7 protein-coding genes are annotated in these 8,024 nt (G+C 75.2%); all 7 read left to right on the plus strand.

Going from position 1 to position 8,024, the window contains the following annotated elements:
* Window positions 1-1,259 (plus strand): allantoate amidohydrolase (locus tag ACFVGY_RS34760; protein WP_385685595.1); only part of this gene is annotated, 1,259 nt, incomplete at its 5' end.
* On the plus strand, window positions 1,250-2,605 hold the full coding sequence (locus ACFVGY_RS34765; protein ID WP_385685598.1) for a formimidoylglutamate deiminase: 1,356 nt from the start codon (window positions 1,250-1,252) through the stop codon (window positions 2,603-2,605). The genes ACFVGY_RS34760 and ACFVGY_RS34765, both read left to right, overlap by 10 nt.
* 23 nt (window positions 2,606-2,628) lie before the next feature.
* Complete coding sequence (hutI, locus tag ACFVGY_RS34770; RefSeq protein ID WP_385685601.1) at window positions 2,629-3,807, plus strand: imidazolonepropionase; 1,179 nt, start codon at window positions 2,629-2,631, stop codon at window positions 3,805-3,807.
* 114 nt (window positions 3,808-3,921) lie between these two features.
* Window positions 3,922-4,626 (plus strand): LPXTG cell wall anchor domain-containing protein, encoded by a 705-nt coding sequence (locus ACFVGY_RS34775; RefSeq protein ID WP_385685604.1) that lies wholly within the window; start codon window positions 3,922-3,924, stop codon window positions 4,624-4,626.
* Between the two features lie 16 nt (window positions 4,627-4,642).
* Complete coding sequence (locus ACFVGY_RS34780; RefSeq protein ID WP_385685607.1) at window positions 4,643-5,614, plus strand: hypothetical protein; 972 nt, start codon at window positions 4,643-4,645, stop codon at window positions 5,612-5,614.
* Window positions 5,611-6,621, plus strand: a complete 1,011-nt coding sequence (locus ACFVGY_RS34785; RefSeq protein WP_385685610.1) for a neocarzinostatin apoprotein domain-containing protein — start codon at window positions 5,611-5,613, stop codon at window positions 6,619-6,621. Before ACFVGY_RS34780 ends, ACFVGY_RS34785 begins: the two co-directional genes overlap by 4 nt.
* Window positions 6,618-7,967: a hypothetical protein gene (locus ACFVGY_RS34790; RefSeq protein WP_385685613.1), complete on the plus strand. Its 1,350-nt coding sequence runs from the start codon at window positions 6,618-6,620 to the stop codon at window positions 7,965-7,967. The genes ACFVGY_RS34785 and ACFVGY_RS34790 overlap by 4 nt, the downstream gene beginning before the upstream one ends.
* Window positions 7,968-8,024: the final 57 nt, after the last annotated feature.

Below are 8,024 nucleotides of genomic sequence, written 5' to 3' on the forward strand. Positions count from 1 at the left end.
CCGGCCCCGGGGCCCCCGGGGCCCCCGCCCCCCCCCCCCCGCGCCCCCCCCCCCCCCGCGCCCCCCGCCCCCCGCCCCCCCGCCCCGGCCCCCCCCCCCCCCCCCCCACCGGCGGCTACCGACGCTACGCCTGGACCGGTGCCGACGCCGACTGCCGGCTGTGGTTCCGGATGCAGGCGGAGGCCCGCCGCCTCGACGTCGAGACCGACCGCAACGGCAACCAGTGGGCCTGGCTCGGCGACCCGGCCGCCGGTGACGCCGTCGTCACCGGCTCCCACCTGGACTCCGTCCCCGACGGTGGCGCCTTCGACGGCCCCCTCGGCGTCGTGTCCGCCTTCGCCGCGCTCGACGAACTCCGCGCCCGCGGCGTCCAGTTCAAGCGCCCCCTCGCCATCGTCAACTTCGGCGACGAGGAGGGCGCCCGCTTCGGGCTCGCCTGCGTCGGCTCCCGCCTCACCTCCGGCCAGCTGACCAAGGAGAAGGCGTACGAGCTGCGCGACGCCGACGGGATCAGCCTGCCCCAGGCCATGGAGGCCGCCGGGTACGACCCCGACGCCATCGGACCGGACCCCGAACGGCTCGCTCGCATCGGCGCGTTCGTCGAGCTGCACGTCGAACAGGGCCGCGCCCTCGACCTCTCCGGAGACGCCGTCGGCATCGCCTCCGCCATCTGGCCGCACGGCCGCTGGCGGTTCGACTTCCGCGGCGAGGCCAACCACGCCGGCACCACCCGCCTGGTCGACCGGCGCGACCCGATGCTCACCTACGCCGAGACCGTGCTGGCCGCCCGTACGGAAGCCGCGCTCGCCGGGGCCGTCGCCACCTTCGGCAAGATCTCCGTCGAGCCCAACGGGGTCAACGCCATCCCCTCCCTCGTGCGGGGCTGGCTCGACTCCCGCGCCGCCGACCAGGCCACCCTCGACACGGTCGTCACCGCCATCGAGAAGGCCGCACACGAGCGCGCCGACAAGGACGGCATCGACCTCGCCGTCGTCCGGGAGTCCTTCACCCCGGTCGTCGAGTTCGAGCACGCCCTGCGCGACGAGATCAACCGGATCCTCGGCGGGTCCGTCCCCGTCCTCGGCACCGGCGCGGGACACGACGCGGGAATCCTCTCCGCCGCCGTCCCGACCGCCATGCTGTTCGTGCGCAACCCCACCGGGGTCTCCCACTCGCCGCGGGAGTTCGCCCCCGAGGACGACTGCGTGGCCGGCGTCCTCGCCCTCGCCGACGTACTGGAAGGCCTGGCATGTCGTTGAACGTGCACACGCTGAAGACGTACTGGCTGGAGCACGCCTGGCTCGGCACCGCCGTCGAGCCGGGCGTCGCCCTGGACGTGTCCGACGACGGGCGGATCGCCGCCGTCCGCACGGGGGTGGACGCGCCCCCGCCCGGCGCGGAGGTGCTGCGCGGCCTGACCCTCCCGGGCCTGGCCAACGCCCACAGCCACGCCTTCCACCGGGCCCTGCGCGGCACGGTCCAGGTCGGTTCGGGCACCTTCTGGACCTGGCGCGACGTCATGTACGAGGTCGCCCAGAACCTCACCCCCGACAGCTACTTCGACCTCGCCCGCGCGGTGTACGCCGAGATGGCGCTGGCCGGCATCACCAACGTCGGCGAGTTCCACTACGTCCACCACGCGCCCGGCGGCACCCCCTACGCCGACCCGAACGCCATGGGCGAGGCCCTGATCGAGGCCGCCGGGGCCGCCGGCATCCGCATCACCCTCCTCGACACCGCCTACCTCTCCGCCGGCTTCGGCGAGGCCCCCAACGAGCACCAGCGCCGCTTCTCCGACGGCACCGCCGAGGCCTGGGCCGAGCGCGTCGGCGCCCTCAAACCGCGCGGGCACGCGCTGATCGGCGCGGCCATCCACTCCGTGCGGGCCGTCCCCGCCGGACAGCTCGCCACCGTCGCCCGCTGGGCACAGGAGCGGCAGGCCCCGCTGCACGTCCACCTGTCCGAGCAGACCGCCGAGAACGACGCCTGCCGGGCCGCCCACGGCTGCACCCCCACCCGGCTCCTCGCCGACCACGGGGTCCTCGGCCCGCGCACCACCGGCGTCCACAACACGCACCTCACCGACGAGGACATCGCCCTCCTCGGCGGCACCGCCACCGGCACCTGCATGTGCCCCACCACCGAACGCGACCTCGCCGACGGCATCGGCCCGGCCGGCCGGCTCCAGCAGGCGGGCAGCCCGCTGTCGCTGGGCAGCGACAGCCACGCCGTCATCGACCTGCTGGAGGAGGCGCGCGCGATGGAGCTGAACGAGCGGCTGCGCAGCCGGACGCGGGGGCACTGGACGGCGAACGCGCTGCTCACCGCTGCCACGGCGGACGGCCATGCCGCGCTCGGCCTGCCGGATGCGGGGCGGCTGGAGGCGGGGGCGCTCGCGGACTTCACCACGGTCGCCCTGGACACCGTCCGCACGGCCGGTCCGCTGCCGCGGCTCGGTGCCGAGACGGCGGTCTTCGCGGCCTCGGCCGCGGACGTCCGCCACACGGTGGTGGGTGGCCGCCACATCGTCCGGGACGGCGCGCACACCCTGGTCCCCGACGTCCCGTCGGCCCTGGCCGAATCGATCGCGGCCCTCCGCGGCTGACGCCTTTCCTCCGAGAGGAACCCATGACCACCACCCTCATCACGAACATCGGCAGCCTGGTCACCAACGACCCCGCCCAGGGCGACGGCAGCCCCCTCGGCCTCATCGAGAACGCCGCCGTCGTCCTCGACGACGACACCATCGCCTGGGTCGGCGAAGCCGCCGCGGCCCCCTCCGCCGACACCGCCTTCGACGCGCAGGGCCGGGCCGTCATCCCCGGCTTCGTCGACTCCCACTCCCACCTCGTCTTCGCCGGCGACCGCACCGCCGAGTTCAACGCCCGCATGTCCGGCCGCAGCTACTCCGCCGGCGGCATCCGCACCACCGTCGCCGCCACCCGCGCCGCCTCCGACGCAGAGCTGGAAGCCAACCTGGTGCGCCACCTCGACGAGGCCCGCCGCCAGGGCACGACCACCTTCGAGACCAAGTCCGGCTACGGCCTCACCGTCGCCGACGAGGCCCGCGCCCTGCGGATCGCGGCCGCGCACACCGAGGAGGTCACCTACCTCGGCGCGCACATCGTCTCCCCGGACTACGCCGAGGACCCGGCCGCGTACGTGGAGCTGGTCACCGGCGAGATGCTGACGGCCTGCGCCCCGTACGCCCGCTGGGTCGACGTGTTCTGCGAGAAGGGCGCCTTCGACGGCGACCAGGCCCGGGCGATCCTCACCGCCGGCGCCGCCGCCGGCCTGATCCCGCGCGTCCACGCCAACCAGCTCTCCTACGGCCCCGGCGTTCAGCTCGCGGTCGAGCTGGGCGCGGCCTCCGCCGACCACTGCACGCACCTCACCGACGCCGACGTCGACGCCCTCGCCCAGGCCGCGGACACCACCGTCGCCACCCTGCTGCCGGGCGCCGAGTTCTCCACCCGCGCCCAGTGGCCCGACGCCCGGCGGCTGCTGGACGCGGGGGTGACGGTCGCGCTCTCCACCGACTGCAACCCGGGGTCCTCGTACACGAGCTCCATGCCGTTCTGCATCGCGCTCGCCGTCCGGGACATGCGCATGACCCCCGACGAGGCCGTCTGGGCCGCCACCGCCGGCGGCGCCCGCGCGCTGCGCCGCACCGACATCGGCGTGCTCGCCCCCGGCGCCCGCGCCGACCTGGCCCTGCTGGACGCCCCGAGCCATGTGCACCTGGCCTACCGGCCCGGCGTGCCGCTGGTGTCGGCGGTCTGGCAGCGGGGGGTCCGCGCGGCCTGATCCGTCGCGCCCGATCCGCACGTCCTTTGTCTTCCCCTTGCAAGGTCCCGGGCGTACCTTGTGGCCCCAATCTGATGTGTCGTCAGTAACTTGCGGCCCGAGGGGAAGACGAAGGTGCCCAACCGGATACGCTCCACCGCGCTCGCGCTGGCCGCCGCGCTGGCGGGATCGGCGGCCCTGCTGACCGCAGCCCCCGCGGCGCACGCCGATGTCGTCGACGTCGCCTACGACTGCAAGACCCCCATCGGGGACAAGTCCGCCGTCTCGCCCATCGACATCAAGGCCGTCAAGCAGGGCGAAGGCTACAAGCTGACGATGTCCTTCCAGAAGGGCGTCTCCTCCAGCCCCATCGAGCTCGGTAAGGGGGCGATGAACCCCAGCGCGGTCATCGCCCTCGGTGGCGCGGACCAGGGCTCCGTACCGGTCTCCGGCCCGGCCAACGCCGAGGCGATTCCCCCCGACACCCCCATCAAGATCACCGACCTCTCGGGCACCTACACCCCGAAGAAGACCGGCAAGGTCACCTTCACCGCGGGCGTGCTCACCATCAAGGCCATGGGGACCACCACCACCTGCACCCCCGGCAACAGCCCGAAGCCCTCCCTGGAGCTGGACGTGACGGCCGGCACCGGTTCCGGGTCCGGGTCGGCGGGTGCCGGGGGCGGCGGGGGTGCCGGGGGCGGCGGGGTCGACTCCCTCCCGCAGACCGGTCCCGCCGACTCCGTCACCGCGCTCGGCACCCTCGGCGGCACCGTGCTGCTGTCCGGCGCCGCCGGCCTGCTCTGGCTGACCCGGCGCAGCCGCCAGGCCCGCACCTGAACGGAGCACCCCGGCCATGCCCGTGCTCCCCGCCCGCCGCCGCGGCCCCCTCGTGCCGCTGATCCTCGCGGTCTCCGTGCTGTACGCCGTCGCGGCGGCCCCGGCAGCCCCGGCGGCCGCCGCCGACGAGCCCGACTGGACCGCCGCCCCCGTCGCGGGCGCCACCGGCAGCGCCCGCCCGGCCTTCTACTTCGCGGGCGCGCCCGGCGCCGTCCTCGACGACCGCCTCACCCTGGACAACCCCTCCGACCGGGAACGCACCCTCACCCTGCGCGGGGCCGACGCCCAGGACACGGCCGACGGCGGCTTCGCCGTGCGGCCCGCCGGCGCGACCACCGGCGGCGGCGCGGGCGCCGGCTCATGGATCAGCTTCGGCCCGGCCGCCACCGTACGGATCCCGGCCCGCACCCGCGCGGTCGTCCCCTTCACCGTCACCCTGCCGCCCTCCGCCCTGCCCGGGGACCACCCGGCCGCAGTGGTCGCCGCCGAGGACGGCGGACGCGAGACCGGCGTGCGGATCCACCTGCGCGTCGGCGGCCCGGCCCTGTCCGCGCTGACCGTCGAGGACGTCTCCGTACGCGGCCGGGGCGCCCGGGCCGAGGTCGGCTACACCCTGGTCAACCGCGGCAACCTGCCCCTCGCCCCCGGGCTGTCCCTGCGGGCCGAGGGGGTCTTCGGCGCGGTCCCCGGCCGCACGCACCGCGCCCTGCCGGTGGAGCTGCTGCCCGGCCAGCGGGTCAGGCTGTCCGAGCCGTGGCCCGGCGCTCCCCTCCTCGACGACGTCGACCTCACCCTGACCGTCACCGCCCCCGGGGCCGCCCCGGCGAGCGCCCGCGCGTCCGTCCGCCTCGTGCCGTGGGGAGCCGCCGGCTGGGCGGGCGCCGTGCTGCTCGCCCTCGGCGGCGGGGTCCTGGCCGCGCTGCCCCGCGTACGCGGGCGGCGGGCCGGCCGGGCACCGGACCACGAGCTGACGGGAGCAACCACGTGATCGGCAAGCTCAGGGCCCGGGCCGCGGCCGGGGCGGCGCTGCTGCTGTGCCTCCTCGCCCTGGCCCCGGCGCCCTCGGCGGCGGCCGACGAGGACGAGCCCGCCGTCGCCCTCACGCCGCAGGAGGCCGCGAAAGGGACCGAGATCACCGTCACCGGCACGGGCTGGCCCGCCAAGACCCTCGTGATGCTGCTGCTCTGCGGACAGAACATGATCGGCGGTACCAACAGCTGCGCCAACGCCGACGGCGCCGCGGTCTCGACCGGTGGCGACGGCCGGTTCACGGCCCGGCTCGCCGTCGTCGCACCGCCCAAGCCCTGCCCCTGCGTCGTGAACGTCACCTCGGTGGGCGGGGACCGGGCCACCGTCGCCGCCCCCGTGAAGATCACCGACCATCCGGTGGCCGAGCTGCCCGCGGAACCGGGCACCCCGCGCCTGGCCATGCTGAGCGGGGTCCGGCTGGCCGGCGAGGACGGGATCCTCACCTGGTTCGGAGCCCCGCCCGGCCGTACGTTCACCGTCACCGTCGGAAACCTCGGGCCCGCCCCCGTCAAGGACCCCGTCTTCCAGCTGGGCACCGCGCGCGGCGTGTTCGCCCCGCTGTGGGAGGAGGTCCGCTGGAAGGGCACCGTCCCGCCGGGCGGCAAGGCCGAGGTCCGGTTCCCCGTCAGCCTGGCCGCCGGTGCCCACGGCGACCACACGGTCTCCCTCAAGTACGGCGACACGGTCGTGGCCACGCAGCCGTGGCGGGTGTCCCGGCCGTACGGGGTGCTGCTGTTCTGGGGCCTGCTCCTGCTGGTGGTCCCGGCCGGGCTGTTCCGCGCGGGAATGGCCCTCGTGGAACGGGTCCGGCCGCACGCGACCCCGGCGGTGACCGCCCCCACGGCCCCCGCGACCCCGACGGCCGTCGCGGCCCCCACGACCACCACGGCGGTCCTGCCGTGGTTCACGGCACCACAGGCGTCCGCACCGTCTGAGAACAGTCCGACGACGAAGGGACACGCGTGAAGACCCAACGGAGGGTGAGTGCGGCTGCGGTCGCGCTGCTGTTCGGCGGCGCGGGCATCCTGCTGGCGGCCGGCCCCGCCCGGGCGGCCGAGGTCGCGTACAAGGTGGAGTGCATCCCGCCGGCGGGAGGCGGCGGCCCGGTCCAGGGCACGACCACGGTGTCGATCACCGCGCCGGCGACGGCGAAGGTCGGTGACGAGGTCGAGGTGGTGTGGAAGACCGTCAAGCCCGCCTCGAACAACACCGACCTGATGGACCTGGGCAAGGACACCGTCAAGCCGACCGGCTGGGTGAAGCTCGGCGGTGCGCTCGGCTCGGAGGTGAAGCTGGAGGGCGAGCGGAAGAACCCGCCCATCCCGAAGAACGCCCCCATGGTCATGTCCGACATGAAGGGGAAGGTCAAGCTGACCAAGGCGGGGGACGTGACGATCACCCCCGGCAAGTACGACGTCGACTTCAGCGGTTTCGTCACGCACTGCTCGCCCAAGGAGGCGGCCGGCGTCGCCGCCACCATCAAGGTCACCGACGGCGGCAGCACGAGCGGCGGCTCCACGAGCGGCGGAACGGGCGGTACGGGCGGCAGCGCGACCGGCGGCACGGGCGGAACCGGCGGCACGGGCGGAACCGGCGGCGGTACGGGCGGCAGCGCGACCGGCGGCAGCGCGACCGGCGGCAGCGGGGGCGGGGGCGGCGGAGGCCAGACCGACTTCCCGGGCAAGCCGGTGGAGGTGGCCTTCGACTGCGGCGCGGTCGTCCCCGGCGGCATCAAGACCCCGGTCACCATCAACGCCAAGAAGAACGGCGGCAGCTTCGACCTCACGGTGAAGACGGCGAAGGGCGCCATGGCCAGCCCCATGGCCCTCCCGGCCGGCGCCCTCAAACCGTCGATGAACATCAAGCTCGGCGGCGCCGACAGCGGCACGGTCAAGGTCACCGGCCCGGCCAATGCGGAGCCCATCCCGGACAAGGCCCCCGTCAGCCTGAGCGACATGACCGGCACCTACAAGCCGGGCAAGACCGGCAAGGTGACGCTGAGCCCGGACCAGCTGACCATCGACGTCACGATGAGCCCCGGCTCCACGCCGATCAACGTGCCGTGCAAGGCGGTCAGCAGCGGTGTCTCCCTGGAGCTGGACACCACCGCCCAGCCCGGCGGCTCGGGCTCCCCGACCACGGGCGGCGCCACCACCGCCGGCTCCGGCAGCTCCGGCGGCCTCGCCGACACGGGAGCCTCGGACGAGGGCGGCCTGCGGGCCCTGGCCCTGGTCGCGGGCACCGTGATCCTCCTCGGCGCCGCCGTCTTCACCTTCACCCCCTGGCGCCGCCTCCGCGGCGGCACCCGCTGACCCGTCCCCGCCCTGCGACATGCGAACGGCCCGGCACCTGTCTCGTTTAAACAACTA

This window comes from Streptomyces sp. NPDC127106, from assembly GCF_042677605.1.
Lineage (GTDB): Bacteria > Actinomycetota > Actinomycetes > Streptomycetales > Streptomycetaceae > Streptomyces.

Coding starts and splice junctions, on each gene's coding strand:
- ACFVGY_RS34765 (WP_385685598.1), top strand. CDS start 1,250: ATGTCGTTGAACGTGCACACGCTGAAGACGTACTGGCTGGAGCACGCC.
- ACFVGY_RS34780 (WP_385685607.1), top strand. CDS start 4,643: ATGCCCGTGCTCCCCGCCCGCCGCCGCGGCCCCCTCGTGCCGCTGATC.
- hutI (WP_385685601.1), top strand. CDS start 2,629: ATGACCACCACCCTCATCACGAACATCGGCAGCCTGGTCACCAACGAC.